Origin of the sequence: Gordonia sp. GONU, assembly GCF_024733855.1 — a bacterium.
Classification (GTDB): Bacteria; Actinomycetota; Actinomycetes; order Mycobacteriales; family Mycobacteriaceae; genus Gordonia; species Gordonia amicalis.
The window spans coordinates 80,080-106,109 of record NZ_JANRHB010000009.1 but is presented as its reverse complement, the minus strand read 5'-3'; the positions used below and the strand labels follow the sequence as shown (position 1 = coordinate 106,109).

Sequence of the window (26,030 nt, the reverse complement as noted above, 5' to 3'; positions counted from 1 at the left end):
ACGCCGGGTCGGCGGCGTCCGGTTCGGTCGAGAAGTACTACTTCACTCGGACCGCATCACTCCGCAGGGGTGGTGTGAGCGCGGGTCCGGTGACCAGCGGCAGATCGAGGGTTGTGCGGAGTCCCGCGGGCCCTTCGACCACCGCCGGTATCGCATTGACGATGCGGCCCGCCGCCGCGACGATCGCCGCGTGGTTGTGATCGCCCTTGAGGCTGGTCGGGCAGATGTCGACGGTGTATGAGGGTTCGCCGGTGATCTCGACCCGGTAGCACCCGCCGGGTTGCGCGGGCTGGGCCCAGTCCGGACGCAGGTCGCCGCGTAGCCGGGTGACGTGTTCGATCACGATCGCCGGACGTCCCTCGACCTTGCCGATGATCTGGAAACGCACCGCCGCGCGGGTGCCTTTGGCGATCGGGCCCGCGACGATGTCGAAATCCTCTGGTGCGGGATCGCTTTCGTGCAGTTCCTCGATCTCGTCGACCGTCACCCCGAGCCCCGCGGCGAGTTGCCGGATTGTCGTGCCCCAAGCCAGGCCCAGGACCCCGGGCAGGAACAGCATCGGCGTCTCCTCGAGGGGTTTGCCGAAGCCCATCACGTCGAACATGACCGTCGCGCCGTCGTAGGTGGCGTAGTCGGCGATCTCCATGCAGCGGACCTGCTCCATGCGCTGGCAGGTCCCGGCGAACACGAAGGGGATGAGATCGTTGGCGAACCCGGGATCCACGCCGGTCACGAACAGGCTCGCGCCGCTCGCCGCAGTGGTCTCCTCGATCTTGGTGATGGCCTTCTGTGGCATCACTCCCCACGGGTACTGCAGGGTGTTCGGCGAGGAGCCCACGACGTCGATCCCGGCTGCGAGGAAGCGCACCACATCGTTGAACGCCTCGACCGGCCGCGTGTCGCCCATGGCGCAGTAGACGACGCAGTCCGGTTTCGCGGCGATCACCACGCCGAGGTCGTCGACCGCCCGGACGCCGGTCGGGGTCTCGAGGCCGGCGAGGGTCGCGGCGTCGACGCCGAGTTTCTCCGGCGTGGACACGCACACCGCAACGAGTTCGAATCGCGAGTCCTGGATCAACTGCGTGAGAGACAACCGGCCGACGTTGCCGGTTCCGACGAGGGCAACCCGAATGGGCATGGCGAGAGTCTCCTTGCGCTGGCATCCGCCGGACGGGTCATGTGAACACCTGTCCGGACTCATGTCTGTTCAGTAGACCATTTCTTGGTGGAACCTGTTCTATTTTCGCTACGACCGAGGTAGCGTGGCTCGCCATGGGACGCGTAGACGACAAGGTTGCAGTGATCACCGGCGGTTCGCGGGGGATGGGCGCCGAGCACGCCCGGGCTCTGGTCGCGGAGGGCGCCAAGGTCGTGATCGGCGACATCCTCGACGACGAGGGCAAAGCCCTGGCCGCCGAACTCGGTGCCGCGGCGCGGTACGTCCACCTCGACGTCACCTCACCGGAGGACTGGCAGACCGCCGTCACGACCGCGGTCGACGAGTTCGGGAGGGTCAATGTCCTCGTGAACAACGCGGGCATCGTCAACGGCTCGACGATCCAGCAGTTCCGCCTCGACAAGTGGAAGCAGATCCTCGACGTCAACCTCACCGGCACCTTCCTCGGCATCCAGGCGGTTGCGGATCTGATGATCGAGGCCGGCGGCGGATCGATCATCAACGTGTCCTCGGTGGAAGGCCTTCGTGGAAGCCCGTGGGCGCACGGCTATGTCGCCACCAAGTGGGGTGTCCGCGGACTCGCGAAGTCCGTCGCACTCGAACTCGCCCCGCACAACGTCCGGGTCAACTCGATCCACCCCGGTCTCGTCCGCACGCCGATGACCGAGGGCATCCCGGAGGACATGGTCAAGGTTCCGATGGGCCGGGCGGCGCAATCAAGCGAGGTGTCGACCTTCGTGGTGTTCCTCGCCAGCGACGAATCGTCCTACGCCACCGGTGCGGAGTTCGTGATGGACGGCGGACTCAGCGCCGACGTGCCGCATAAGTGAACACCCACACCAGGATCACCATCCCGATCAGCTCGACGAGCGTCTGAGTGATCACCGTTGCCGCGGCGAGTTCGGCACCGACCGGGAGTGCCAGCGCCAGCGGTAGCACGACAAGCGAATTGCGCGTCGCGCCGGAGAACACCACGGCCGTTCCGGAGGTCGGTGTGAGGCGACATCCGCGCACCACCACGAGACCGATGATCGTCATGAGCGCGAGGAATGCGACGTAGACCGGGATGACCCCGGCGATGTCGTCGAATCGTGAATCGATACGCGGGATCTGAGAACCCACCGCGGTGAACAGCACCGCCATCATCAGCGGCACCATCGTGGTCGAGGCCGCGTCGCCGGCACGACGTCCGACGTCGCTTCGCGCAGCCCATGCCTGCGTGACCCAGGCCAGCGCCAGCGGAACGACGATGAGGATTGCGAAGGCCCACAGGAACGGTTCCGGATCGATCGCTGCCCGGCCATCTCCGAGCAGGAGCGTCAGATACACCGGGACGATGAGCATCTGGGCGAGCAACAGCAGCGGCGTCGCCGCGAGCAGGCGCTGGTTGTCACCGCCTGCGAGCCCGGCGAAGACGACGACGTAATCGACACACGGGCACAGCAGGACGAGCAGAGCGCCCACCCGGATGGCGTCGTCCGCCGGTAGCAGCGGAGACAGCGCCGCGACCACCGCGGGCACGATGACGAAGTTCACCGACAACACCACTGCGAGGAACTTGCGGTCGCGGAGGGAGGCAGCGAGATCGGTCGCCTTCACCTGTAGGAAGGTGACGTAGAGAAGTGCGGCGAGCAGCAGGGTGACCGCCACGTCCATCGATTGGGCCGCCGAGGTCAGTGTCAGGCCGAGGCCGAGACCGGCGCCGATCGCGAGGAGATACAACGCGACCTGGTGCTGTTCGAGACGTTCGGGGACCGTGGCGGTGGCTTGCACTGCACCATTCTGGGCCACTGCCCGTCGTTCGGCGGCACCGGGCACGGTGCCGCGCGACACTCGACGGGTGACCGGATCTTCGAGACGCCACGACGCCGCACTCCTCGTGGTGGTGGTCGCGGTCCTGATCGCGGCCAACATCGCCGCGCACCGGTCGGCCGGTGTGCTCGCGGTGGTGGTCATCCCGGTGGCGGCGATCGTGCTGTTGCTCGTCGCGCGGCTCGGCGGACTCGACTGGCGTGAACTGGGTCTGAGCCGAGCGGAACTACGGGCAGGTATCGCGTTCGCCGTGGCGTCGGTGATCGTGGTCGCAGCCATCGTGTCGACGGCCGTGGCAGTCCCTGCGACCCGGGACTTCTTCCTGTCCGATCGCTACGACGACACATCCGAGGCGCTGCTCGCCGCCTTCGTCGTCATCCCCCTGCAGACGGTGATCCCGGAGGAGCTGATGTTCCGCGGCGTCCTGCAGGGGACTCTCGGACGGCTGTGCGGGCCGAGGGCGACCCTGGTGTTCGGCGCCATCGCCTTCGGGCTGTGGCACATCCTGTCCTCGACGGGACTCACCGGAGGCAACGAGGGCCTGAGCGATGTCCTCGGATCGGGCACGGCCGCCCAGGTCGTCGAGATCGCGGGCGCGGTCGTCGCCACCGGCGTCGCAGGTCTCGTGCTCGGCTGGTTACGGCAGCGCACCACGAGTCTCCTCGCTCCGATCGCCTTGCACTGGGCTCTCAACGCCACCGGCGCCATCGGCGCGGCGGTGGCGTGGAATGTGTCGTGAGCCTGTCCTGTCAAGCCGTCCCGAACACCCGGTCGCCGACGTCGCCCAGCCCCGGGCGGATGAAACCGTTGTCGTCGAGCTCCCGGTCGATCCCGGCGGTGTAGATGGGGACCTCGGGGTGCGCCTCGTGCAACACGTCGATGCCCTCCGGGCAGGCGACGAGGCACACGAACTTGATCGATCGCGGCGAGTACTCCTTGATTCGATCGATTGCCGCGACCGCCGAAAAGCCGGTGGCCAGAAGCGGATCGACGATGACCACGTCGCGTTCATCCAGGTCCGAGGGCATCTTGAAGTAGTACTCGACCACCACCATGGTCTTGGGGTCGCGGTAGAGGCCGATGTGGCCCACGCGGGCACCCGGTACGACGGTCAGCATTCCGTCGGCGATTCCGGTGCCGGCCCGCAGGACGGCTGCGAAGACCAGTTTCTTACCGTCGATCACGCTCGCGGTGGTGGTCTCCAGCGGTGTGTCGATGGTGATCTCGTGCATCGGGGTGTCGCGCAGCACGTCGTAGGCCATGAGCGTGGAGATCTCGTTGAGTAGACGACGGAAGTCGTTGGTGGAAGTGTCCTTCCGGCGCATCAGCGTCAGCTTGTGCTGTACCAGCGGATGATCGATGACGGCGACGGTGCCCATGGTTCCCCTAATCGTGGTGCTCAGAAGACTGTTCCGGTGCTGCGGATCGACAAGGGCGGCAACCCGTTCCGCAACCGTGCCGCCAGTGCACGACCGGCCGCCCAGGTGCCGCCCTCGAGCACGCAGGCCAGCGGCATCGCCGTCGAGTCGGTCCCGAGACGATCGCGGACGAGGTCGGCGATCTCGTCGAGCAGTGCGACGGTGAGGGCGCGCCATTCGACGACGAGTTGATCGCCGACCTCCCATTCGACGTCCACCCACTCCTCGTCCCGAAGCGCGAGAACGCCGGTGTCGAGGAAGAGTCCGCCATTGCGGTACTCGGGCAGGCCGGTCAACTCATCGATGCCGGTCACCTCAACGCCGGCCCACATGAACGGTTCGAGCAGCGAGTAGGTCAGCCACTGGGACAGCTTGTGGAACGGAATCCAGCCGGCGGTGGCGCCCGGACCGGTCACCGCCTCGTGCTGCCAGCAGTCGCCCAGCGGTACCGAGCCGATCCTGTTGTCCGACGGCCAGATCGGGCCGAGGAAGGTCAGGAGGGCGTCCAGGATCGCGGTGGCGCTCACGGTGCCGCGACCGTCTGCGATCAGGTGGTCGAAGAGGCCCCCGGGTCGGCCGGCGGGACCGAAGATCGCCGGCTGATCGGCGAGGGTGGTGCCGAGGCGGCGAAGCAGCTCCACGCGGCCCTCCAGTCCGGTGATCGGGTTACCCGCTGAGACCTGGAACGCGGCGCTCAGACTCTCGACCGTCACCGCACGTAGGCCCGCGGCGTCGACCCGTGACGGTTGCGCAGCATCACCGGAGAACAGTCCGCCGACGAACGCCTCCCAGCTGGCGACTCCGAGTCCTTCCGAGCGGGTCAGGACCAGACCGGTCGACTCCTCCCGATAGGACCATTCGGGACCGGCTCCGGCGTCGAGGAGGACGCTGACCAGGACGACGTCGATGAGTGCGCGGATGTGGTCAGGGGAGTTCGCGGGCGGAAGCATGTCCCGGAGCGACCCGAGTCGGTCGATGCCGCCGGCTTCGAAATGGCGCCAGCGACTGTGGAAGGGGATCGCACCGTCGGGATGGCGTTCACGGGTGATCTCGACGACGATGTCGGCGGCGGAGGCGAGCGCGTCGTCGTGGACCGTGAACCAGGACGACCGGCCACCGCGCGTACGGTCGAGGAGCTGGCGGGAGCGTTCGCGAACCGCGGTGCTCGTTCGCAGCAGCGCGGCCGCGGTGGTTTCGGCGGTCGGGTCGTCGCTGTCCTTCTGCGCAGTGCCCCTCATTCGAGCCCCCGGCCCTTGACCTTTCGCAACGCCTCGGCGTCGGGAACCGGTCCGGGGGTGAAGTATCCGGCGGCCATCTTCGCGTCGATCTCCACACGGGCGTCGGCCGGGACGAGTTCGTCGGGGATGTTGACCCGCTCGCCGACCTCGATTCCCGAACCGGTGATCGCGTCGTATTTCATGTTGCTCATCGACACGAGGCGGTGGATCTTGGTGATCCCGAACCAGTGCAGGACGTCGGGCATGAGTTCCTGGAACCGCATGTCCTGAACTCCCGCAACACATTCGGTGCGGGCGAAGTACTGGTCTGCGGTATCGCCACCCGCTTGGCGTTTGCGTGCGTTGTAGACGAGGAACTTGGTGACCTCGCCCAACGCCCGGCCCTCCTTGCGGGAGTAGGCGACCAAACCGACGCCACCGCCCTGGGCGCCACGAATACATTCCTCGATCGCGTGGGTGAGGTACGGCCGGCACGTGCAGATGTCGGAGCCGAAGACGTCGGAGCCGTTGCATTCGTCGTGGACGCGAGCGGTCAGTTCGACCGTGGGATCGGCGAGATCGCGGGCGTTCCCGAAGACATACACGGTCTGCCCGCCGATCGGTGGCAGGAACACCTCGAGGTCGGAGCGCGTCACGAGTTCGGGATACATGCCCCCGGTCTCCTCGAACAGGACCCGCCGTAACTCGGCCTCGGAACAGCCGAATCGTTCGGCGACGCCGGGTAGATGCCAGACCGGCTCGACCGCGGCCTTGGTCACCAGGGCGGCGCCGCTGGGCAGGAGCAATCTGCCGTCGGGGACGAGTCGGCCCTTGTCGATGGCCTCGGCGATCTCGGGGAGGATGACATGTGCCTTCGTGACCGCGATGGTCGGCCGGATGTCGTAGCCGGCGGCGATCTTTTCGGGAAAGCTCTCCGCGACCGTGGCGCCCCAGGGATCGAGGGAGACGATCGCCGTCGGATCTCCCCATTGTGGGTACGGACCGATGTGGTCGGTGGGCGAGGTGTTGGTCAGATCTGCGCGATGGTCTCGGGCCAGTGCGCCGGCGGCCACCGCGAGCGCGCGGTAGACACTGTATGAACCGCTGTGGGTGCCGATCACGTTGCGGTGGGCGCGAACTCCGGTCGTGCCGATGACCGGTCCCCGCTCGGCGGCGGTAGGCGCGCCCCAGTGGATGGGCGGGGCGTCGACGCCGCCGCTGTGCGAGGTCAGTCGGATGTGCCCCAGGGATGTGTGCTCGCCGGACATCGCGATCTCCTTCTGCCACGACGGTCACCCGCCACCTCGAGGAAAGCGCCAGCATAGTTCCGAATCCGCGATCCTGCCGGGCAGAACGGCACCCGCCGCCACAGACGACGATGCGGCGGCACCCGTACCGGGCACCACCGCATCGTCGTGTGAGAGGTGATCAGCGATTCAACTGATCGATGGATCGACTCAGATGTCGAACCGGTCCAGGTTCATGACCTTGTCCCAGGCCGCGACGAAGTCCTTGACGAACTTCTCCTTGGCATCGTCCGAGGCGTACACCTCGGCCAGGGCACGCAGCTGCGAGTTCGAGCTGAACGCCAGGTCGACGCGGCTGCCGGTCCAGGCCTGCTCGCCGGTGGCGCGGTCGGTGCCGACGAAGACGTTCACGTCGTCGGTCTTCGACCAAGCGGTCGCCATGTCGAGCAGGTTGACGAAGTAGTCGTTCGTCAGCACGCCCGGCTTGTCGGTGAGCACGCCCAGCGTCGAGTTCTGGTAGTTCGCTCCCAGCACGCGCAGGCCGCCGATGAGTGCGGTCATCTCGGGTGCGCTCACGGTGAGGAGGTTGGCCTTGTCGAGCAGCTTGAACTCGGCCGGCTGCGTGAGACCCTTCCCCACGTAGTTGCGGAAGCCGTCCGCCGTGGACTCGAGGTAGGCGAACGACTCGACGTCGACGTCTTCCTGCGAGACGTCGGTGCGGCCCGGGGTGAACGGGACGGTGACCTCGATACCCGCATCACGAGCGGCCTTCTCGATCGCCGCGACGCCGCCGAGCACGACGAGGTCGGCGAAGGAGATCCTCGCGCCGGCCTCACCGGTGAACGACTCGGCGACACCCTCGAGCGTCTCGATGATGCCGGCGAGTTCCTCGGGCTCGTTGACCTCCCAGTCGGCCTGCGGCTGCAGGCGGAGACGACCGCCGTTGGCGCCACCGCGGAAGTCGCTGCCGCGGAACGAGGATGCGGCCGCCCACGCGGTCTTCACCAGCTGCGAGACCGACAGTCCCGACTCGAGCAGGATGGTCTTCAGTGCGGCGATGTCGGCATCGGAGACGAGCGGTCCCTCGTGCGCCGGGATGTTGTCCTGCCAGCCGTAGGTGACCTCGGGAACCAGCGGGCCGCGGTAGCGGATCGCGGGACCCATGTCGCGGTGGAGCAGCTTGAACCAGGCCTTGGCGAATTCCTCGGCCAACTCCTCGGGGTGATCCAGCCAGCGGCGGGTGATCTTGCCGTACTCGGGGTCGTAGCGCAGTGCGAGATCGCTGGTCAGCATCGACGGGTGGGTCGTGCCGTCGCCGAAGGCCTTCGGCACGGTGCCGTCGCCGGCGCCGTCCTTCGGACGCCACTGGTTGGCGCCCGCCGGGCTCTTGTACAGCTCCCAGTCGTAGCCGTAGAGGGTTTCCAGGAAGGCGTTGTCCCACTGGGTCGGCGTCGGGTTCCAGATGACCTCGAGGCCACTGGTGATCGCGTCGGCGCCGGTGCCGTCACCGTGTGAACTGCGCCAGCCGAGGCCGTTGTCCTCGAGTGCTGCGGCCTCGGGCTCCGGGCCGACCTGGCTCGCGTCGCCGGCGCCGTGAGTCTTGCCGAAGGTGTGGCCACCGACGATCAGTGCTGCGGTCTCGACATCGTTCATCGCCATCCGGGCGAAGGTGTCGCGAATGTCGGCGGCCGAGCCCAGGACATCCGGATTACCGTTGGGGCCTTCCGGATTCACGTAGATCAGGCCCATCTGGACGGCGGCCAGCGGCTTCTCGAGTTCGCGGTCGCCCTGGTAGCGCTGATCGGCGAGCCACTCGAGTTCGGGACCCCAGTAGACGTCGTCGGGCTCCCACTCGTCGACGCGGCCGAAGGCGAAGCCGGCGGTCTCGAAGCCCATCGACTCGAGAGCGACGTTGCCCGCGAAGACCAGCAGGTCGGCCCAGGAGACGGCCTGGCCGTACTTCTTCTTGATCGGCCACAGCAGGCGACGTGCCTTGTCGAGGTTGGCGTTGTCGGGCCAGCTGTTCAGGGGTGCGAAGCGCTGCATTCCGGCTCCCGCGCCTCCGCGGCCGTCCTGGACGCGGTAGGTGCCCGCGGCATGCCAAGACATGCGAACCATGAGGCCGCCGTAGTGACCGAAGTCCGCGGGCCACCAGTCCTGCGAATCGGTCATGAGGGCGGTCAGATCCGCCTTGAGGGCGTCGACGTCGAGGGACTTGAGGGCCTCGTGGTAGTCGAAATCCGCGTCGAGCGGATTCACGACATCCGGATTGTGCTGCAGGATCTTCAGATTCATCTGGTTCGGCCACCAGTCACGGTTGCCGCCACCCTCGGTGGGCTGCTTGGCACGATCGTGCATGACCGGGCAGCCGCCGGCCTTCGGTTCGGTGTTCGCCTCGGCGATCGGCGGGTGTTCCTGTGCCATGTCGTTCCTTTCGGGAAATGGTGATGGATGGTGACTGATGCAGACGTGACCGCGCCCGGTCCCCTTGATGTGGACCGGTCGGTCGGATGTGTTGATTTTCGGCGAACGGTGAACGGTGAATCGGTGGTGGATCAGTGCTGCGGTCAGGACCGGCAGTCGGGGCACAGGCCCCAGTAGACGACCTCGGCCTCGTCGATGACGAAGCCCTGGTCGTTGGACGCGGTGAGGCACGGGGCCGCGCCGACCGCGCAGTCGACGTCGCCGATCGCCCCACAGGAACGGCAGACCACGTGATGGTGGTTGTCGCCGATCCGCGATTCGTAGCGGGACACGTGACCCGATGGCTGGATACGACGGATGAGACCGGCAGATGTCAACGCCGCCAACACGTCATAAACGGTTTGCTGCGACACGTCGGGCACTTCGGTTCGCGTCTCGCGAAGCACCGTGTCGGTGTCGGCATGGGGATGCGCATGCACCGCACGCATGACGGCGACCCGCGGTCGGGTGACGCGGAGTCGTGCTGCGCGCAGCTTGGTGGCGCAGTCGTCGTCGGTGAGCATGACTCGAGTATGCACACTTTTCTGGAATGGTTCAAGTTTGGGTGCTGTCGATGTGTCGGATCGTGACGCGGGTACGACGTACGATCGGCTCATGTGGAAGCGACGTCCTGCCGGCCGTGGGTGACCTGATGTCTCGCTACGACGAGATCGTCGACGAACTGTACGGTCTGACGCCGGATCTGTTCGTGAAACGCCGAAACGAGCTCGCCAAGGAGGTCAAGGCCGAGGGGGAATCCGCTCTGGCCAAAAACATCTCGCAACTCCGTAGGCCCACGCAGGCTGCCTGGGCGATCAATCAGTGGGTCCGAGCGAATCCCGATGACTGCGGTCAGATCACCGCACTCGCCGCGGACCTGTCTGCAGCGCAACGGCGTTCGGCAGTGGACGCGATGCGCGAGCTGTCCCGCCGACGCCAGGAGTTGATCAATTCCGCCGCCGACGGGGTGGCCGGTACCGCAGACTCCCTCGGAGTACGGTTGTCCGACAGTGCGGTTCGCGAGGTTGCGGCAACGCTGCGCGCGGCGATCGCAGACGCCGAGACCCTGGAACGCTTTCGACGCGGCAGCCTCGTCACCTCCGCGGAGTACAGCGGCTTCGGTCCGGCCGGGGTGTTCGTCGTGCCCGATCTGCCGGCCGAGCCGGAACACGCGGCCGAGGACGGCGTGGATGCCTCGAGTGATGTCGACGCGGTGGCCGCCGGCGAGACCGACGAGACCGACGAGACCGGCGAGACCGACGAGGACGCCGCGGTCAGGCGCGAACTCGAGGCACGCCTGTCCCGAGCCGAAGAGGACGAGCGGACGGCGCGCGACGGTCTCGGCGATGCGTCGACCGCGGTCGACGAGGCGTCCTCAGAGGTCGACGAACTCGTCGCACGGGCGCGGGAACTGCGCGAGCAGCTGTCGCGGGTCGAGGACTCACTGCGCTTCGCGCGTCAGCGACTGTCGACCGCCGAGCGGGGCCGGTCGGACGCCAAGGTGGCGCTGCGCGACGCGGTTGCCGAGTCGAACAAGCTGAGGGCCGCGCTCACGGATCTCTGAGGTCGCGTGCGCCGACGGTGCTCCACTTCCGGCGAGGTGGCAGCCTCAGATCAGACGCAACGAATCGTCGCGTCGAAGGACGAAGAAGTACGGGGCGGGCGAGCCCTTGAGGTCCATGGCGCCGATGACCACATCGTCGGAGATGCGACGGAAGACGTCGTTGATGGGGAGTTGGTCGTACATCATCGTGGCGGTGTCGGTGCCGCGGTAGCGGGTGGTGCGCAGCCGCGCGCGTGCCTTGCGGGTCTGGCTCAGCAGGCGGGTCGCTGCGATCGGTGTGGCGAAAGACATCGCTTTGACCTGTGGTGCCTTCTCGGCGATCGTGAGTCCGCTGAAGGCGATCCCCGGGTTCATCGCCCAGAGAGCGGTGTGGTCGCGGGTGGGGAAGAGCAACGGGTGCACGGTCTCGGCGTCGACGAATTGCTTTCCCCACCAGCCGCTGGCGGCGAGGAACCCGTCGAGGGGGTGTCCGGTCGGCAGTTCCGCACCGCGCCAGGTGCCGATCATGAACTCCGGTTCGACCGCGTCGCAGGAGTCGAACAACTCGAGCGCCTCGGCGGTGTCGGTCGGTGTGGTGGTCAGCATCTCGCGCACGTCCATGGCACCGATCGTACGGGCAAAGACACAGATAGAGAAGAATGTCGCAACGTCATGGGGGCGAACCCGCGGTGAGTCCGCGGGCCGCGGCCCCGGACTCGGGTTCCGACGTGAGCCACGCGACCGCGAACGCGCCGGCGATCGCTCCCGCGAAACCGACGTACGCGAGCCAGCCGAGTCCGTCGACGGCGCGGTCGCCGAGGAACAGGACGCCGATCACCGATGGGATGCCCACCTCGCCCACGACCAGCACAGCGGTGACGGCGTTGACCGGCCCGAGCTGCAGCGCGACCGTCTGTACGTAGAACGCGACGGCGCCGGCGATGGCGATCGTCCAGGCCGCCGGGTCGGTGACCAGCGCCGCGGCGTCGAACGGATGAACGCCGTCCAGAACGCGAACCGCCACCGCCAAGGCGCCGTACATCGCGCCGGCCAGCGCTCCCGCCAGGATGGCACCGCGTCGTCCCAGGAGATGCACTACGACCACACCGACCACGGCGACAGTGGTCGAGACGATGAACAGCGCCCAGTGGAACGCCATGTCGTGCGCGGTCGCGGCTTCATGCGATGCCGATGCGCCGAGCATGCAGAGCGAGGCGACGACGATGCCCATCGCGGCCAGGTCCCGACCTCTCAGCGTCGTGCCGAGCAGAACGCTGCCGAGAAGCGCGGTGATGATCAGGTTCCCGGCGACGATCGTCTGTGCCAGAAAGAGGGGGAGAAGCCGAGCCGCGACGGCACCACCGGCGAAACCGAGGATCACCGTGAGCGTGCCGACGAGGAAGGCCGGATCGCGGAAGGTGTCGAGTGTGGAGCGCAGCGACGGTCCGCGCTCGGTCGTGACCGACGCGGTGTCGGTGGTACCGGCCGCGTTCCGTGCACCCAGTGCACGCAGGACCGTCGACAGTCCGTAGGCCACCGCGGCGAGCGAAGCCGCCACCACTCCGATCGTGAACACCGTACGAAAGTACCGGTCCCCGTTGTCCGTCGCCGGGGTTCCGAACCGGGTTCGGTGTCGCCGTCGCACCGGAATAGTCGCCGATCCTCGGCAGTTGCCCAGACCATGACCACCTCGAAGTACGACCCGCGCGACCTCCTCGCCGAATCATCGCTCGGTGTTCTCGCCACGATCAAGTCCTCCGGCCTCCCGCAGCTGTCCCCGGTGACCGCGTACTACGACCGTGATGCCGACACGATCTACGTGTCGATGACCGAGGGCCGGGCCAAGACGGCGAACCTGCGGCGCGACCCGCGGGCAGCACTGGAGGTCACCGGGCCCGACCGCTACACGTGGGCGACGGCCGAGGGTGACGTCGTGTTGATCGGTCCCGGCACCGATCCCCACGGACCCGAGGTGGAGGCCCTCGTCGACTACTACCGGAAGGCCGCGGGGGAGCACCCGGACTGGGACGAGTACCGCAGTGTGATGGTCTCTGATCGTCGGGTGTTGATGGTGATGTCGGTGAAGCGCGTCTACGGCGAGCGGCTTCGCTGATTCGCCGGCGAAGTTCTTCGCGATGAGGACCTCAGCTGTCCTCATTGTGCGCCACAGTGGAGTAATGTCCACAGAAATCCAGGTGACGTTCGATTGCGCTGACCCCGCGGCACTCGCCGCCTTCTGGTCCGAGGTGCTCGGGTACCGGATTCAGGCGCCGCCCACGGGATTCGACAGCTGGGACGCCGCGCTCGATGCGATGGGTGTCCCGCCGGAACGCAGGAACGACGCGTCCGCGATCATCGACCCCGACGGTCGAGGTCCACGGATCTTCTTCCAGCGCGTGCCGGAGGGCAAGACAGCCAAGAACCGGGTACACCTCGACGTCCGGGCCGCACCCGGCCTGACCGGTGACGACCGCCTCGCCGCGCTCGAGACGGAGTCGGCCCGCCTCGTGGTCCTGGGTGCAACTCGCGTTCGACGAGTCGAGCCGGAACCGCCCCTCGGTGCCGGGCACATCGTCATGCGTGACCCCGAGGGCAACGAATTCTGCCTGGACTGAGCGCGATTCGTAGCAGACGACGACGCTATGTCCCCACGCGTTCGACGGATTCGTCCGTCAGCGACATGTCGGCTGCGACGTGCAGGGTGCCGTCCAGGTCGGGCTGTTCGAACGTGACCCGCGCGTCCCGTCCGTCGACGATCAGGGAGGCGATGGTGTTGCCGAACAGGGGGCCGAGCGCGTTGTGCCACGTGACGGGGAGTTGCGGCGCTCCGCGGGAACCGGCCCAGCGTCGGACGATCTTGGCAAGACGCGGCGACCAGCCGAGCCGGAACACGCCCTTCATGTACGGCGGTATGGCGTTGTGCACCGGTGAGCACACCAACTGATAGACCGCCGCACCGGTGGTTTCGACGAAATCCGCTCGCGCGGCATAACTGTGGTGGACGTCGCCCGACAGGACACTGATGGTCGCCGGCCCGCGGGTTCGATCGCTGTTGCCGAGGCCGGCGACCCCACTGATCATCCGGCTCAGCCGGGTGAAGGAATCGAAGAAGGCGGGCCAGTGCTCCAGGTCGGCACCCTGCCGGATCTTCTCGGCCAGCTGTCCGACGCGGCCGTCGTGGCGGGCCCCGATCTCGTTGAGGGTCTCGACGTCGCTGAGGACGGGCGGGAGCAGCCACGGCAACGACGACCCGAGCACCAGGTGGTCCACCGACTCGACGTCGTCGTTGACCTGGTCTTCGATCCAGTCGAACTCGGTGTCACTCAACATCTTCCGGACGCCACCGGCGAGAATGCGGCCGTTACGTGAATCGATCATCGTCAGTCGCGTCGCGCCGAGATCCCACCGGAAGCTGAACCGGATCCCTTTGACGCCGTCGGTTTCGGAATCGGCGCGGTCGGCGAGATCGACCAGATGCGGCCAGCAGTCCCCGTCGATCTCCCTCACCTGGCGGTAGTCGTCGGAGGCGTCCAGTTCCGCGGGGGACAGGTTGCCGAGGTGCTGATACACCCAGTACGACGCGAGTCCGGCTCGTATCCGGTTACGCCACCAGGGTTGGTCGTCCATCTGCCGGCGCCAGGTGTCCGAGGTGTTCCAGTCGTCGCGGATGTCGTGGTCGTCGAAGATCATCGCGGTCGGGACGGTGGACAGGATCCAGCGGATCTCCGGGTCGCCCCAGGTGTGCCGGTAGAGACCCTCGTACTCCTGGAAGCTCACCACCTCGTCAGACGGACCGGCGGTCGAGGTCCTGGTCGACTCGAGCTTCTCCTTCACCTGCGGCGTCAGTTCGTCGGCGTAGACCTGATCGCCGAGGAGGATGAGGGTGTCGGGCCATTCGTCGACGGGCAGGTGGCGCATGCGGACGGCATAACAGTCCAGTGCGTCGAGTCCGAGTTTTTCGTCGACCTTCGGGTCCTCCGCCTTGGGGTAGCGGCACGACCCGAAGACGAGCCGGTGATGGCGGGCGCTTTCGGGTCCGCGCGTCCGGATGATGCTGGGCGGAAAGTCGGAATCCGGCAGGGGCCATTCCCGAGAACCGTCGACGAACACCTCGTATTCGGTCGTGGTGTCCGGGGCCAGACCGGTGACCTCGACGAGCGCGTAGTGATTTCCGACGACCTCGAAGGTGTGCGCGCGGCTGCCGAGGACCTCCACCTCCGCGGGTCCGTCCGTCTGGACCCAGACCAGCGCGGATGTCTCGTCGACGTGCCGAAGGATCGGACCCAGTACCAACGCCATCCGCCCAGACTAGGCCCGTGGAACGGTGTCCGTGGGCCGATAACCTATCTGGGTGGAGACCGGAGACGCCGTGACCGAGGCTGCCGACACCGAGGCTGCCGTCGCCCGGGTGCTCGCGGAACTCGCCGAACTCGAGGACCCGAAGATCCGCGCGGTCAACGAGAGGCACGGAGACGACCACGGCGTCAATCTGACCAAGCTGCGGGCCGTCGCCAAACGTCTCAAGACCCAGCACGACTTCGCTTCGGCGTTGTGGGTTACCGGTGACACGGCCGCTCGACTGGTCGCAGTGCTCATCTGCCGACCGAAGGCATTCGACGTCGCACAACTCGACACGATGGTGCGCGAGGCCGGTCGCCCGAAGGTGCACGACTGGCTCGTCGGTTACGTCGTGAAGAAGAACCCGCACAAGGAAGAACTGCGCGTCGCGTGGATGGACGACACGGACGAGGCCGCGCGCAGCGCCGGTTGGGCCCTCACCACCGAACGGGTGGCCAAGAAGCCCGACGGACTCGACCTCGGCGGGCTTCTCGACATCATCGAATCGGAGATGCGGGACGCCCCGGAACGCCTGCAGTGGGCGATGAACACCTGTTTGGCGACGATCGGCATCGAACACCCCGGATACCGGGCGCGCGCCATCTCCATCGGTGAGCGCCTGAGGGTCCTCGAGGACTACCCCACGTCACCTGGATGTATCTCACCGTTCGCGCCCACCTGGATCACCGAGATGATCGAGCGACAGCAGGCGTGAGAGTCATGCGTCGGTCTGCTCGCGCTGCTGTCGTTGCTGCAGCAGACACGGGAATGGCCCGGCTCGCTCCCGGCCGACCGGTTACAGATGAGCGAGCGGACCGTACGCCGTGACGTCGAACGTCTCCGCGAGCTCGGATACCGGATCGACGGCACCAATGGCCCGCGACGGTGGCTACCGGCTCGACGCGGGATCTACGTTGCCGGTCGAGGTGATCGGCCCGGAGGAGCTGCGGACGGCCTTCGCGACGCTGGCGGAGCGGTCGGCACGAGCGTCCGGGGCAGTCGCGTCAGATAGGGGCTCTCCCTGATGGTCTCGGTGAAGCACTCAGATCACACCGGGCGGTACGCGGTCCTCTATCCGGCGATCGCCGAGGCGGCCCGACGCTGCGCCGCCGAGCGCGTGGGGCTGATCGATGTCGGCCGTCCCGCCGGTCTCAACCTCAACGTCGACCGCGTCGGCATCTTCTACGGAGACGATCAGACCCTTGGCGATGTGTCATCGCCCGTGCAGCTGGAGTGCTCGGTGGTGGGCGATCGTCGGATTCCGAGTGTGCCGATGCCGGATGTCGCGGCGCGGATCGTGGTCGACCGCGCGCCGCTAGACATGCGTAACCCTGAGCACCGGAATCGCATCCGGCTGGCCGACGACCGGTCACGCCATCTCGACGACGAGCTCGCTCTCGCAGAATCATTTCCACCGCAACAGATTTCGGGAGATCCGATCACGACGCTGTCGGATGCGGTCTCGTGTGTCCCGGATCGGGCGCTGCCTGTGGTCATCACCACCTGGTCGCTGTCGCGGTTCTCGCCGGAGAGACGACGCCGATTCGTGCATGCGTTGGAGGAGCTCTCCTCGGCGAGGAGGACTGCCTGGGTGTCGGTCGAAGGGGTCGGGGTCGCGCCCACCATTCCGACCCTCGGGGATCGTCCGGCGTCTGGGCACAGCATCATCGGGCTGACCGTGTTCGAGCCGTCAACCGCATTGCCGCGCTTCGATGTCGCCGGCGACGCGCTCGGCCGGTGCTGGTCCCGCGGACGGTTCATGTCCTGGTTCGCCTGAGTGGTCCGCGCGGTCCGCGGGCACCCGGTGACCGGTGCGGTCGAGTGCGGACACGGCGATGGACGCACTCGACACCACCGCGGCCACGACGAAGGCGAGCCCGTAACCCGCGGCGGTGATAGTGGCACCGAGGGCGGTGGCACCCACTGCCTGCCCGAACATCAACGCGATGAACAGGAGTGCGGTACCCGCAGCCGATCGTGCCGCATCGATGGTCGAGGTCCAGGCGATGAGCGCGGATGTCGCCGAGGTGAAACCCCACCCGAAGAAGAGGCAGCCGACGAGCGTGACCGCCATCTGTCCCGGAGCAGCGGCGACCAGGAGAATCCCGACCGTCATCGTTCCGCAGCTGAGTGTCCACGCCGAGGTCGCCGACCACCTCGCCAACGGTGTGGCGGTGAGAGCCACTGCGGCGCCGCCGATTCCGATCATGATCCACGCGATGATCGTGCCACGTTGGGATGATCCGCCGGTGTCGACGAGGATCGCACGGCCGTACGTCCACATGGCGCTCGACGCCCCGCCCAGCAGAACCGCGATGGTCAGTGCGGTGCCGTGGCGGCGGATCCACCCGACGGACAGGGCGTGCGACTGCTCGTCCTGGGCGGCGGAACCCGGCTGGTCGGTGATGAGGAGGGCGACCGCGATGACCGCGGTGACCACGCCGATGATCGCCCAGGTCAGTCGCCATTCGGGTAGGAAGGCGAGTGCCAGCGCCCCGGCGCCGACGAGTCCGGGTCCGGTGCCGGAGTTGACCATCGACTGCGCCCGGTCCACGCGATTCGCGGCGATGTTGCGCCGGACGACGCTCACCATAGCGGGCGACGCCAGGCCTGCTCCCGCAGAACTGATCACGGCGAAGAGTCCGAAGGTGAGCAGGTCCCCGGCGGCGGCCATGCCCCAGACCCCACCCGCCGCGGTGGCTGTGGCGACGACGATCAAGACCCGAGGATTTCGGCGTCCGTAGCGGAACCCGCACAACGCCGCGAGGCAGTAGACCAGCGACGACCCCGAGGAGATATACCCCGCACGGGCCGAATCGAGAGCCAGGTCCGCCTGGATGTCGGGTAGGAACAGCCCGTATGCGAGTCGCACCAGTCCGTAGGTCGCCGCGATGAAAGCTGTGCCGGCCACGATGACCGATGGCTCACGACCGAGACCAAACGAAAACGTGCGTTTCATATTTTCGAGTCTAGGCTGATTGCCATGCCGATGCGCAAGAGCTCCGAGGAGAAACTGCTCGACGCAGTTGATGACCTGGTGTTCTCGCGCGGAATCGAATCGACGCCCGTCGACGCCATCCTCGCGCGGGCGGGCGTGTCGGCGGCGACCCTGTACCGCGGCTACCGCAGCAAAGAGGCGCTGGTCGCAGCCTCCCTCGCACGACGACACGAGCGCTGGCGCGAGACGTGGGGGAGTCTCATCGCGGCTGCGCCCGACGCCGAGGGCCGGTTGCTGGCCATCTTCGACGCCATCGACGAGTTCGCCGCCCGACCCGACGGCGCGCGGTGGTGCGCGTTCCTGGGAACCGCTGCCGAGATGTCCGACCCGCCGCCCGAGATCGCCGACGCGGTCACGCGCGACACCGACCACATGCGACAGACCCTCCGCGAGCTCGCCGCGCAACTGCCGTGCGCGAATCCCGACCACCTGGCCGAGCAGATCCTCGTCGTGGTCACCGGCGAACTCGCGATGAGACTGCGTGACCGGCCCTTACGGAAGTCGACGGTGGGTCGGGAGATCGCGACGACACTCATCGCGACAGCGCAACCGTCCGCTGCAGCGCGACCCTGTACTACGGATTGAGTACTGATCGCGTACCGCGGTCCGAGTACGACCCGATCCGCTCAGTCGAAGTACGACGCCTACTCGCTGTAGGGCACTTGACCGTTGGGGCTGGGTAGGCCGACCGATAGAGCGCCAGCAGGGTGTCGATCGCCCCGTTGTTGCGCAGCCATGTACCGACGTAGCCGCCGGGAGCGATCAGCGAATTGACCTGTCGCGTGGGCGCGCTCGCGTTCGCGGGGCTCTGCAGCATGCCCTGTTTGTTCACGTACAGGCCGTAGCTTCCGACAACGGAGTTGCCGAACATCGGGCGACCGGTGGTGTTGGTCAAGATGATCAGGCAGGCGTCGATGATCCTCGCGGCGTCACGGCTGCCGCCGATCCCGCCACCGCTCAAGAATGCTCGGTATTGCTGTTCGGACAGTGCATCTTTCGGGGACAGGCCGATCGCTGCGGCCGGACAAACCGTCAGTGAGCACACTGAAGCGCCGGGGCCGGAGCGGTGTCAAGGGTCCGCTGAAAGCCGTATGACGTCGTACCCGGAAACCGGGCACAACGTCATACGGATTCAGAGCGGGTGGCGGCTCAGATCAGGCCGAGAGCCAGCATGGCATCGGCGACCTGGGTGAAGCCCGCGATGTTCGCACCCATCACGTAGTTGCCGGGAGCGCCGTACTCCTCGGCGGTGTGCAGGCAGTGATCGTGGATGGAGGTCATGATCTCGGAGAGACGATCCTCGGTGTAGCCGAACGTCCACGAGTCGCGAGATGCGTTCTGCTGCATCTCGAGTGCGCTGGTGGCCACACCGCCGGCGTTCGCCGCCTTACCGGGCGCGAAGCGGACTCCGGCTTCGCCGAAGATGCGCACGGCCTCCGGGGTGCATGGCATGTTGGCGCCCTCCGCGACTATGCGGACCCCGTTCTTGACCAGCTGGGTGGCGTCGGCACCGTTGAGTTCGTTCTGCGTCGCGCACGGGATGGCGATGTCGGTGGGCACGTTCCACAGGGAGCCGGTGGTGACGAGTCGCGCTGAGGGGCGGGCGTCCGCATAGTCGCCGATGCGACCCCGCTGGACGTTCTTGATCTCCTTGAGGAGCTCCAGGTCGATGCCGGCCTCGTCGACGATGTAGCCGCTCGAATCCGAGCAGGCGACGACACGCCCGCCCAGCTGCTCGATCTTCTCGATGGCGTAGATGGCGACGTTGCCCGACCCGGACACGACGACCGTCTTGCCGTCGAGTTTGTCGTCCATTGCTGCGAGCATGTCGCGGACGAAGAACACCGCGCCATATCCGGTGGCCTCGGTGCGCACCTGTGACCCGCCCCAGGCGAGTCCCTTCCCGGTCAGGACGCCGGACTCGTACCGGTTGGTGATGCGCTTGTACTGGCCGAACAGGTAGCCGATCTCCCGACCGCCGACACCGATGTCCCCGGCAGGGACGTCGGTGTACTCACCGATGTGGCGGTAGAGCTCGGTCATGAAGGACTGGCAGAACCGCATGATCTCGTGGTCCGAGCGGCCCTTGGGATCGAAGTCGGAACCGCCCTTGCCGCCACCGATGGGCAGGCCGGTCAGTGCGTTCTTGAAGATCTGCTCGAAGCCGAGGAACTTCACCACACCGAGGTAGACGCTCGGGTGGAAGCGCAGCCCACCCTTGTACGGTCCGAGGGCCGAGTTGAACTCGACGCGGAAGCCGCGGTTGACCTGTACCTGGTTCTGGTCGTCGATCCACGGCACGCGGAAGATGATCTGCCGCTCGGGTTCGGTCAGACGCTTGATGATTCCGGCATCGGCATAGTGCGGGTGCTTGGCCAGGACGGGGCCGAGGCTGTCGAAGACCTCACGAACGGCCTGGTGGAATTCGGCTTCTCCGGGGTTGCGCGCAACCACCTGTTCGTACAGATCGCTGATCTTCTCGTCGAGCACGGCCACGGCGGCCACCACTTCCTTTTCGATACCTCTGGGAAAGGCGGTGGACCCCCAAATCGGTCACCGCCGTCCTGCAGCCTATCGATCGACAGGAAGTATCTATAAATCCGGTCGGCGTTGAGCCCAGTCGACGATTGCCGGAAATGCCCCGGATGACCGGTCCGCTGCACTCGTCACGAGATAGAAAGCGGAGGTCAGGGGGTTTCCGTTGATGGCCGACTCGTAGTCGGCGGCGCGCGCGACGTGTCGGGCCCGTTCGCGGGCGACGCCGGTCTCGTGCGACGTGGAGGCCTCCGCGATCACCAGGAGCGCGAGCTTCCGGCTGTTCGACGCGGCGTCCAGGACCGCGTCGATCAGTGCGTCCTCGTGCTGCTTCTCGAGCCGGCGCCCTCGCCGGTCCCACCACGCGCGCCGGGGCCGGGATGCGGGATCGAGCACCGCGACGCACGATCTGAGACCCACCGGGATGCGCCGGATCGATTTTGCGTCGCGGGCGTCGTCCCGGGACGCCGTGCCCGAGGACCGGACGTCCAAGACGTCCGTGCTCAGCCCTCGTTCACGGAGGACCCGGCGCAACCGGGTCGTCAGCGCGCCCGGTCGTCCGATCACCAGGACGTCGGCCGCGGGTGCGGAGTTCCGCGTCGGGAGTGCAGGCGGCCGGCGTCCGGTCTCCGGGACTTCGGCCGATCCTGCGACGGCCCTCATCGGGACGCCGCCCGTCGGTCGTGACCGCGAGCCGACAACAACGCTGCGTCAGAGAAGCTCGATCCGGTGCTCTTTCACCGCGACCGTGCACTCTTTTCCATTGGGGAGGCGGTAGGTGCGAACGTCGCCGACGTCGGCGCCCATGACCGCCTGTCCGAGTGGTGAGTCGGGCGAGCAGACGTCGACGCCCACCAGGGCGTACTGCTCGGGAGGTCCCACCAGGAAGGTGGTGACGTCGGCCGGATCGTGATCGAAGGCGACGGTGACGATCGAGCCGACCTGCACGGTCCCGTCTGCAGACGGCTCGACCTCTGCGGTGGACAGCGCTGCGTACAGCTGTGCGATCCGCCGGTCGAGCGAGTCGAGGCGGGCCAGTGCGCGGTGGTAGGCGTCGTTGTTGTCCAGATCTCCGGCGCTACGGTGCTCGAGCACCTCCGCGCTGACGGAGGCTCGTTCGCGGCAACCCGCGGCCAGCTCGTTCTCGAGAAGCTCTCGGGTCAGGGGAGAGTTCGGGACAGGTGTGGCGGTGGTCATCGCTGACTCCTCTGCTTCGGTGACGAAATGTCCACGACGTGACGGTCAGGACGTCGTGATCAAGGGTTTCGCGCGTAGATCGAGCATCGGATGTCGTGCGGCGATCTCCTCCCGCGAGGCGCGGTCCACATCGGTGCTCAGTGTGAGAATCCAGGGCACGGACTCGGCGGCCCCGCTCGTCGACGAACCGGCCGGCAACTCGGAGGCCCACGGGTCGAGCTCGAGATCGGCGAGGACGTCGCGCGACAGACTCTCGAGCTTCGACGCGGTGAGCCGGCCCGAGGAGTCCGCGAACGCGAGACAGACGTCCTTGCCCACCGGTACCCCGAAGTCGTCGACGTCATTTTCCCGATGCCACTGCCGTCGAAGGAGCAGTGAGTCGGAATCTTCCACCACGAGTGAGTACTTCACAGGTTTCGGAAAAGCATTCAATGCCCGTGACGACGCCTGGTCGATGAATTCTCTGAGTCGCCCCGTCGATCCGCAGACTCGTATACGGCATTCCATGACAACCGCTTTCACGGCCACTCTTCCTTTCGCTGAAAACCGGCCTTCCGGGCCGGTCCCACGGACTCTAGCCGAAAAAAAGATAAAAGCCAGCTCGCTCGGGTTCGTCGTCGGAGCGGTCACTGAAATCCGCTGTTCTGCAGTAGATTCAGCAAGTCGTCGACCGTGCGCCGAGGGGTGGTCGGCGGCGACTGGACTTTTTTTCTTTCTGGGCTATGGTCACGGAGGTGAGTGGGTCCGAGACCCACTTTCATCAATCATGTCAGCGAGGAATCATGGCAGAGAAGAATTCTAGTTCGAAAAAACGTCGCCAAGAACTGAAGTTGCGGCGGGAGAAAAAGCGCGCGAATGAAGACAACTCGATCATTCGGAAACGAAAGAATGTTGGATGACGTGGCACAGGACACGCGCCTCGTAGAGGTTCTCACCTATCTCCACGACCGCTTCTCGACCCTGGCGACGGTCGAGCGGCCGCAGTCCGAACTCCTTCGGGGGTTCCGGGCGGGCATGACGTTCGCCCGCATCTGCGTCCTCGACGAGATCACCACCGAGTCGCTCCGTCCCGATGCGTTCGTCGGCGCAGCTGTGCTCTCAGGGGGTCTGCGCCGGGACTTCGACGTCGTCCAGGGGCTGGTGGACCGGCTCGAGCGCGAGGGGCGGTGGGCTGCCGACGCCGACGACAGTGAGTTCCGGGTCGGTTATCACGCCGCGCTCGGCATCGCCCGCCACCACCTGGATGTGGCTCGTCGAACGCTCGACATCGGGGAGGCGCCGGCCGGCGTGCACCGCCCGGTCCGTAGCCGGTCCCGGCGAGCCGCAGCCGTCGCCGCAGGTCGGTGACCTACGCGTGGGACGGGCGCGCTGTGCCCGTCCCACGCGCGGGGACGAGGCGGCGTCAGCGCCGGACGCCGAGTCCCTTGGCGATGGTCGGCCACGCACGATGGAGATCCTGATTCCAGTAGCCCCACGAGTGCAGCCCGGACCTGAAATCGTAGGTGACCTGCACACCGGCCGCGTCGGCTCGGCGCTTGAAGCTCCGCGTGCACTGGAGAACGACGCCCTCGAGAACGCCGCCCACCGGGGACGCGAGGCCTGCGATACCCAGCGACGGGTCGGGCAGTCCGTTGCCGACGGAGACATACATCGGCTTGCCTTCCAGTACCTCGATGTGTGCGGCCGGGTTGTGGTCATCCCAGCTCGAGTGGCCCAACGGACCCCACATGTTGTCGGGATTGCCGCCGCGGGTGGACACCGACGCGGCCGTGGCCTGACGGTACTCGGGGGAACCCTGGTCGAGACATCCACTGAACGCTACGACGCCGCGGTAGAGGTCGGGGTGGCGAACCGCGATCGACATCGCGCCCAGCGCTCCCATCGACAACCCGCCGATGACGTTGCGGCCGTTGCCATTGAAGCGTTTGTCGATCAGTGGGGGTAGTTCCTTCGTCAGGAATGTCTCCCACCTGTTCCGTCCCAGAACAGGATCGGTCTTCTGCCAGTCCGTGTAGTACGCGCCCATGCCGCCGATGGGCATCACGACGTTGACCGGTTTGTCAGCCATGAACTTCACGATGTCGGTCTGGAATGTCCAGCCGCTCTGCGTGTAGTTGGTGTAGATGCCTCCGTCGATCCCGTCCAGGAGGTACAGGGTCGGGCGACGCTTCTCGCGATCCGAGGGTAGGAGGACGCTGACCCGGACGGGTCGCTGCATCGCGGGGGAGTAGACCGTCACCGTTGCCCGCGTCGGGGTTGTCGGCGAAATCGACAGGACGCGTGCGACCTCACGAGCATTCGTATCGGGCGGCGCAGCCGCGACAGGCTCCGCGACGCCGAGGCTTCCGGTCATGGCGATGACGCCGGCGCACGCGAGCGCCACGGCTCTCGGCCATTTCGACACTGCTCCCCCTTTGGGATCTTCCGACGGGTGCCCCCCGCTCCGCGCCGGCGATGACTCGCTTCATGATGGCGTAGTCGCGGCCGAACCGCCGAGGTATCGGACCGGTCTCGGCGCGTCGCTGCAGGGTGGTTCGCAGAATTTCGACCGAACGGACGAGTCGGTCCGGCGGGAGTGGGCTCCTGGCTCGTGTTTGCGCAGAGGTCGCGCGGGTACCCGACCGAGAGGCTGGCCGTGCCCCCATCGAGTGGGTTCATCAACGCAGCCGATCAGAACCACCGACATCGGAAGGACGGTTCTCTGTGAGCACCTATGTCACCGCGAATCCCACCACAGGAGTGACCGAGCAGGAGTTTCCCGGACTCGCCGACAACGAGATCGACGGGCTCGCGGCGCGGTCCCTCGAGGCGTTCGACAGCTGGCGGCGCACCGAGGTGGCGGAGCGTGCCGACATCCTGTCCCGGACTGCGGACCTCTACGAGAAGCGTGCGGAGGAACTGGCTTCGGCGATCACGACCGAGATGGGCAAGCCGGCGAAGGAGGCGGCCGGCGAGGTCCAACTCGCCGCCGACATCTACCGGTGGTACGCCGAGCATGGTCCGGATCTGCTGGTCAGCGAGGAACTCGATCCACAGGGTGCGCAGTCCTCGATCGTGCAGACGGCACCGATCGGACCGCTCGTCGGGGTCATGCCGTGGAACTACCCCTACTACCAGGTGGCACGGTTCGCCGCGCCGAACCTGCTGGCCGGTAACACGATCATCCTCAAGCACGCGTCCATCTGCGCGGCATCATCGGCGCTGATGGCGGAGATCGTGCACGACGCCGGGGTGCCGCCGGATGTCTACGCGAATGTGTACGCCAGCAGCGATCAGGTCGCTGACCTGCTGGCGAATCCGGCCATCCGCGGGGTGTCGTTGACCGGCAGTGAGAGCGCCGGCGCGGCTGTGGCCAAGGTCGCCGCCGAGAACCTCAAGAAGTCGGTCCTGGAGCTGGGCGGTTCGGACCCGTTCATCCTCCTCGACTCCGCAGACCTGGACCGCACCACCACGATCGCCGCTCGGGCGCGGCTGTCCAACGCCGGGCAGGCCTGCAACTCGCCCAAGCGCTTCATCGTCACCGACGAGCTCTACGACGATTTCGTGCGCGGGCTGGTCGAGAAGTTCGAGGCCACGGAGGTGGGGGACCCGGCTGATTCGTCGACCCGGATGGGGCCGCTGTCGTCGATCTCCGCGCGAGACACCGTCGCCGAACAGGTCAAGACCGCTGTCGACCAGGGCGCAACGCTGCGGACCGGGGGCTCTCCGATCGACCGCGACGGTGCCTTCTTCCAGCCGACCGTGCTGACCGACATCACCCCGGACATGGACGCCTACTCCGAGGAGATCTTCGGGCCGGTGGCCATGGTCTACAAGGTGTCCTCGGCGGATGAGGCCGTCGATCTGGCGAATGATGTGCAGTTCGGTCTCAGCGGTTCGGTGTGGAGCGACGACATCTCGAAGGCCGAGCAGGTCGCCGACCGGCTCGAGGTGGGGATGGCCTATGTCAACGAACACGGCACCACGCTGCCGGGTCTGCCGTTCGGCGGGGTCAAGCGTTCCGGCTACGGCCGTGAACTGGGACGTTGGGGTCTGGGCGAATTCGTCAACACCAAGCTGCGTCGGACGGCCGCCGGGTAATACGG

The 26,030-nt window shown here is 66.8% G+C and carries 27 protein-coding genes and 1 pseudogene; 11 read left to right on the top strand and 17 right to left on the bottom strand.

Annotated features, from left to right (window positions below; genetic code table 11):
- Window positions 1–37: 37 nt before the first annotated feature.
- Window positions 38–1,138 carry a diacylglycerol kinase gene (locus NWF34_RS11345; protein ID WP_024497507.1) on the bottom strand — a complete coding sequence of 367 codons (1,101 nt, stop codon included), beginning with the start codon at window positions 1,136–1,138 and terminating at the stop codon, window positions 38–40.
- A gap of 134 nt (window positions 1,139–1,272) precedes the next feature.
- On the opposite strand from NWF34_RS11345, the gene NWF34_RS11340 reads away from it, so the two are divergent.
- A complete protein-coding gene (locus NWF34_RS11340) occupies window positions 1,273–2,007 on the top strand; it encodes a glucose 1-dehydrogenase (RefSeq protein ID WP_024497508.1) in 735 nt (244 codons plus the stop codon).
- Here the strand turns inward: NWF34_RS11340 and NWF34_RS11335 are convergent.
- Entirely contained in the window at window positions 1,982–2,950 is a 969-nt protein-coding gene (locus NWF34_RS11335; RefSeq protein ID WP_258325089.1) for an arsenic resistance protein, read from the bottom strand. The two genes, NWF34_RS11340 and NWF34_RS11335, sit on opposite strands and share 26 nt — an antisense overlap.
- Before the next feature lie 67 nt (window positions 2,951–3,017).
- Between NWF34_RS11335 and NWF34_RS11330 the strand changes: the two genes are divergently transcribed.
- Window positions 3,018–3,728, top strand: a complete 711-nt coding sequence (locus NWF34_RS11330) for a CPBP family intramembrane glutamic endopeptidase (protein ID WP_258325088.1) — start codon at window positions 3,018–3,020, stop codon at window positions 3,726–3,728.
- 10 nt (window positions 3,729–3,738) lie between these two features.
- On the opposite strand, the gene upp is transcribed toward NWF34_RS11330, so the two are convergent.
- The 5 genes from upp to NWF34_RS11305 all read right to left on the bottom strand — a co-directional run bounded on the left by upp (window position 3,739) and on the right by NWF34_RS11305 (window position 9,858).
- Entirely contained in the window at window positions 3,739–4,368 is a 630-nt protein-coding gene (gene upp / locus NWF34_RS11325; protein ID WP_024497511.1) for a uracil phosphoribosyltransferase, read from the bottom strand.
- Between the two features lie 20 nt (window positions 4,369–4,388).
- Entirely contained in the window at window positions 4,389–5,645 is a 1,257-nt protein-coding gene (locus NWF34_RS11320) for a URC4/urg3 family protein (protein ID WP_024497512.1), read from the bottom strand.
- Window positions 5,642–6,892, bottom strand: a complete 1,251-nt coding sequence (locus NWF34_RS11315) for a GTP cyclohydrolase II (protein ID WP_258325087.1) — start codon at window positions 6,890–6,892, stop codon at window positions 5,642–5,644. The genes NWF34_RS11320 and NWF34_RS11315 overlap by 4 nt, the downstream gene beginning before the upstream one ends.
- Window positions 6,893–7,081: 189 nt before the next feature.
- Window positions 7,082–9,295 carry a catalase/peroxidase HPI gene (gene katG / locus NWF34_RS11310; RefSeq protein WP_024497514.1) on the bottom strand — a complete coding sequence of 738 codons (2,214 nt, stop codon included), beginning with the start codon at window positions 9,293–9,295 and terminating at the stop codon, window positions 7,082–7,084.
- 143 nt (window positions 9,296–9,438) lie between these two features.
- Complete coding sequence (locus tag NWF34_RS11305) at window positions 9,439–9,858, bottom strand: Fur family transcriptional regulator (RefSeq protein WP_006357517.1); 420 nt, start codon at window positions 9,856–9,858, stop codon at window positions 9,439–9,441.
- Between the two features lie 128 nt (window positions 9,859–9,986).
- Here NWF34_RS11305 and NWF34_RS11300 point away from each other — a divergent pair, with 128 nt between their 5' ends.
- Window positions 9,987–10,898: a hypothetical protein gene (locus tag NWF34_RS11300; RefSeq protein ID WP_258325086.1), complete on the top strand. Its 912-nt coding sequence runs from the start codon at window positions 9,987–9,989 to the stop codon at window positions 10,896–10,898.
- 45 nt (window positions 10,899–10,943) lie between these two features.
- On the opposite strand, the gene NWF34_RS11295 is transcribed toward NWF34_RS11300, so the two are convergent.
- Together NWF34_RS11295 and NWF34_RS11290 are read right to left on the bottom strand one after the other, a co-directional pair.
- A complete protein-coding gene (locus NWF34_RS11295) occupies window positions 10,944–11,498 on the bottom strand; it encodes a DUF4334 domain-containing protein (protein ID WP_258325085.1) in 555 nt (184 codons plus the stop codon).
- A gap of 49 nt (window positions 11,499–11,547) precedes the next feature.
- A complete protein-coding gene (locus NWF34_RS11290) occupies window positions 11,548–12,453 on the bottom strand; it encodes a hypothetical protein (protein WP_258325084.1) in 906 nt (301 codons plus the stop codon).
- Window positions 12,454–12,558: 105 nt separating this feature from the next.
- Between NWF34_RS11290 and NWF34_RS11285 the strand changes: the two genes are divergently transcribed.
- Together NWF34_RS11285 and NWF34_RS11280 are read left to right on the top strand one after the other, a co-directional pair.
- Window positions 12,559–12,990, top strand: coding sequence for a PPOX class F420-dependent oxidoreductase (locus tag NWF34_RS11285; RefSeq protein WP_006357521.1), 432 nt, complete (start codon window positions 12,559–12,561; stop codon window positions 12,988–12,990).
- Window positions 12,991–13,054: 64 nt separating this feature from the next.
- A complete protein-coding gene (locus NWF34_RS11280) occupies window positions 13,055–13,492 on the top strand; it encodes a VOC family protein (RefSeq protein WP_258325083.1) in 438 nt (145 codons plus the stop codon).
- Between the two features lie 25 nt (window positions 13,493–13,517).
- Here NWF34_RS11280 and NWF34_RS11275 read toward each other — a convergent pair whose 3' ends face one another.
- Window positions 13,518–15,176, bottom strand: a complete 1,659-nt coding sequence (locus NWF34_RS11275; RefSeq protein ID WP_258325082.1) for an alkaline phosphatase D family protein — start codon at window positions 15,174–15,176, stop codon at window positions 13,518–13,520.
- Between the two features lie 70 nt (window positions 15,177–15,246).
- Here NWF34_RS11275 and NWF34_RS11270 point away from each other — a divergent pair, with 70 nt between their 5' ends.
- The 3 genes from NWF34_RS11270 to NWF34_RS11260 are packed head-to-tail and all read left to right on the top strand — an operon-like array spanning window position 15,247 to window position 16,992.
- Window positions 15,247–15,930, top strand: coding sequence for a DNA alkylation repair protein (locus tag NWF34_RS11270; RefSeq protein ID WP_258325132.1), 684 nt, complete (start codon window positions 15,247–15,249; stop codon window positions 15,928–15,930).
- A 33-nt stretch (window positions 15,931–15,963) separates the two neighbouring features.
- On the top strand, window positions 15,964–16,227 hold the full coding sequence (locus NWF34_RS11265; RefSeq protein WP_375295647.1) for a helix-turn-helix domain-containing protein: 264 nt from the start codon (window positions 15,964–15,966) through the stop codon (window positions 16,225–16,227).
- A 21-nt stretch (window positions 16,228–16,248) separates the two neighbouring features.
- Entirely contained in the window at window positions 16,249–16,992 is a 744-nt protein-coding gene (locus NWF34_RS11260; RefSeq protein WP_258325081.1) for a DUF2332 domain-containing protein, read from the top strand.
- Here the strand turns inward: NWF34_RS11260 and NWF34_RS11255 are convergent.
- Window positions 16,906–18,174, bottom strand: coding sequence for an MFS transporter (locus NWF34_RS11255; protein ID WP_024497521.1), 1,269 nt, complete (start codon window positions 18,172–18,174; stop codon window positions 16,906–16,908). The two genes, NWF34_RS11260 and NWF34_RS11255, sit on opposite strands and share 87 nt — an antisense overlap.
- Before the next feature lie 24 nt (window positions 18,175–18,198).
- Between NWF34_RS11255 and NWF34_RS11250 the strand changes: the two genes are divergently transcribed.
- Window positions 18,199–18,798 (top strand): TetR/AcrR family transcriptional regulator, encoded by a 600-nt coding sequence (locus NWF34_RS11250; RefSeq protein ID WP_024497522.1) that lies wholly within the window; start codon window positions 18,199–18,201, stop codon window positions 18,796–18,798.
- A gap of 78 nt (window positions 18,799–18,876) precedes the next feature.
- Here NWF34_RS11250 and NWF34_RS11245 read toward each other — a convergent pair.
- From NWF34_RS11245 to NWF34_RS11225, 5 genes and pseudogenes are all read right to left on the bottom strand, one after another.
- A pseudogene (locus NWF34_RS11245) lies at window positions 18,877–19,234 on the bottom strand (hypothetical protein); the annotation flags it as partial.
- Between the two features lie 128 nt (window positions 19,235–19,362).
- Window positions 19,363–20,721: an NADP-specific glutamate dehydrogenase gene (gene gdhA / locus NWF34_RS11240; protein ID WP_258325080.1), complete on the bottom strand. Its 1,359-nt coding sequence runs from the start codon at window positions 20,719–20,721 to the stop codon at window positions 19,363–19,365.
- Window positions 20,722–20,805: 84 nt separating this feature from the next.
- Window positions 20,806–21,411, bottom strand: a complete 606-nt coding sequence (locus NWF34_RS11235) for a hypothetical protein (protein WP_258325079.1) — start codon at window positions 21,409–21,411, stop codon at window positions 20,806–20,808.
- A 48-nt stretch (window positions 21,412–21,459) separates the two neighbouring features.
- Window positions 21,460–21,945, bottom strand: coding sequence for a GreA/GreB family elongation factor (locus NWF34_RS11230; protein WP_258325078.1), 486 nt, complete (start codon window positions 21,943–21,945; stop codon window positions 21,460–21,462).
- Window positions 21,946–21,990: 45 nt separating this feature from the next.
- Window positions 21,991–22,338: a hypothetical protein gene (locus NWF34_RS11225; RefSeq protein ID WP_258325077.1), complete on the bottom strand. Its 348-nt coding sequence runs from the start codon at window positions 22,336–22,338 to the stop codon at window positions 21,991–21,993.
- Window positions 22,339–22,845: 507 nt separating this feature from the next.
- On the opposite strand from NWF34_RS11225, the gene NWF34_RS11220 reads away from it, so the two are divergent.
- Window positions 22,846–23,292: a hypothetical protein gene (locus tag NWF34_RS11220; protein WP_258325076.1), complete on the top strand. Its 447-nt coding sequence runs from the start codon at window positions 22,846–22,848 to the stop codon at window positions 23,290–23,292.
- A gap of 55 nt (window positions 23,293–23,347) precedes the next feature.
- On the opposite strand, the gene NWF34_RS11215 is transcribed toward NWF34_RS11220, so the two are convergent.
- Complete coding sequence (locus tag NWF34_RS11215; protein WP_258325075.1) at window positions 23,348–24,349, bottom strand: alpha/beta hydrolase family protein; 1,002 nt, start codon at window positions 24,347–24,349, stop codon at window positions 23,348–23,350.
- A gap of 299 nt (window positions 24,350–24,648) precedes the next feature.
- Between NWF34_RS11215 and NWF34_RS11210 the strand changes: the two genes are divergently transcribed.
- On the top strand, window positions 24,649–26,025 hold the full coding sequence (locus NWF34_RS11210) for an NAD-dependent succinate-semialdehyde dehydrogenase (RefSeq protein WP_258325074.1): 1,377 nt from the start codon (window positions 24,649–24,651) through the stop codon (window positions 26,023–26,025).
- The last annotated feature ends 5 nt before the right edge of the window (window positions 26,026–26,030 follow it).

Bases quoted from the DNA above. Each gene is read 5' to 3' on its own strand.
- NWF34_RS11320 (WP_024497512.1), bottom strand. From the start codon at position 5,645: ATGAGGGGCACTGCGCAGAAGGACAGCGACGACCCGACCGCCGAAACC.
- NWF34_RS11285 (WP_006357521.1), top strand. From the start codon at position 12,559: ATGACCACCTCGAAGTACGACCCGCGCGACCTCCTCGCCGAATCATCG.
- NWF34_RS11345 (WP_024497507.1), bottom strand. From the start codon at position 1,138: ATGCCCATTCGGGTTGCCCTCGTCGGAACCGGCAACGTCGGCCGGTTG.
- NWF34_RS11340 (WP_024497508.1), top strand. From the start codon at position 1,273: ATGGGACGCGTAGACGACAAGGTTGCAGTGATCACCGGCGGTTCGCGG.
- NWF34_RS11235 (WP_258325079.1), bottom strand. From the start codon at position 21,411: ATGAGGGCCGTCGCAGGATCGGCCGAAGTCCCGGAGACCGGACGCCGG.
- NWF34_RS11250 (WP_024497522.1), top strand. From the start codon at position 18,199: ATGCCGATGCGCAAGAGCTCCGAGGAGAAACTGCTCGACGCAGTTGAT.
- upp (WP_024497511.1), bottom strand. From the start codon at position 4,368: ATGGGCACCGTCGCCGTCATCGATCATCCGCTGGTACAGCACAAGCTG.
- katG (WP_024497514.1), bottom strand. From the start codon at position 9,295: ATGGCACAGGAACACCCGCCGATCGCCGAGGCGAACACCGAACCGAAG.
- NWF34_RS11255 (WP_024497521.1), bottom strand. From the start codon at position 18,174: ATGAAACGCACGTTTTCGTTTGGTCTCGGTCGTGAGCCATCGGTCATC.
- NWF34_RS11315 (WP_258325087.1), bottom strand. From the start codon at position 6,892: ATGTCCGGCGAGCACACATCCCTGGGGCACATCCGACTGACCTCGCAC.
- NWF34_RS11295 (WP_258325085.1), bottom strand. From the start codon at position 11,498: ATGGACGTGCGCGAGATGCTGACCACCACACCGACCGACACCGCCGAG.
- NWF34_RS11275 (WP_258325082.1), bottom strand. From the start codon at position 15,176: ATGGCGTTGGTACTGGGTCCGATCCTTCGGCACGTCGACGAGACATCC.
- NWF34_RS11300 (WP_258325086.1), top strand. From the start codon at position 9,987: ATGTCTCGCTACGACGAGATCGTCGACGAACTGTACGGTCTGACGCCG.
- NWF34_RS11280 (WP_258325083.1), top strand. From the start codon at position 13,055: ATGTCCACAGAAATCCAGGTGACGTTCGATTGCGCTGACCCCGCGGCA.
- NWF34_RS11230 (WP_258325078.1), bottom strand. From the start codon at position 21,945: ATGACCACCGCCACACCTGTCCCGAACTCTCCCCTGACCCGAGAGCTT.
- NWF34_RS11305 (WP_006357517.1), bottom strand. From the start codon at position 9,858: ATGCTCACCGACGACGACTGCGCCACCAAGCTGCGCGCAGCACGACTC.